The following is a 637-nucleotide window of genomic DNA, read 5'->3' on the forward strand; positions in this document are numbered from 1 at the left end:
AGTCTGCCCACTCTTTTCCAAAGATCTGACTATCATTAATATTCCAAACATTCGTTCTGATATCATCAAGTAAAAAAGGAGTCTGCCCACTCTTTTCCAAAGATCTGACTATCATTAATATTCCAAACATTCGTTCTGATATCATCAAGTAAAAAAGGAGAAATAATTAAAGAAACTAGGTTGAATGCAGCAAGCCCAGCTTTTTTTTCATCTTTAATAGAGGTCTCAGCAATAATAAGCTTAGGTAGTAATTCAGAAACCTTACCTGGAAAGGCATTAATAAAAGCATAACTTAGTGGTGTAGACTTAAACATGACTTCTTCTTTCAAGATAGAGACGACCGCTGGATTAAATTTCAAAATTTCGCTTACTGATATAATAAATTCATACAACGGTCTTTCTTCTTCTTCAATCTTCTCAAGTTTAGTGAGCAAAGGGGCCGATAAACTTTCAACTACTGAGATAAAAAGGTTCTCTTTACTGCCGAAATAATATTTAATCATCGCAGAGTTTAGCTGAGCTTCATTCGCAATGTCTCTTATTGTAATCTTACTATACGGCTTTTTATCCAGTAACGTTTTTCCAGCAATAATTAACTTGTTTCTTTGCCTGTTTTGCCTTTCACCGTCAACAGGAC

1 protein-coding gene is annotated in these 637 nt (G+C 34.5%); it reads right to left on the reverse strand.

The window, feature by feature from the left end; all coding sequences use genetic code 11:
* Positions 1 to 65 precede the first annotated feature (65 nt).
* Positions 66 to 637: TetR/AcrR family transcriptional regulator (locus tag L1D50_RS23255; protein WP_239966960.1), on the reverse strand; the 572-nt coding region annotated here is incomplete at its 5' end.

Source organism: Pseudoalteromonas sp. Isolate6 (assembly GCF_022398435.1).
Lineage (GTDB): Bacteria > Pseudomonadota > Gammaproteobacteria > Enterobacterales > Alteromonadaceae > Pseudoalteromonas > Pseudoalteromonas galatheae.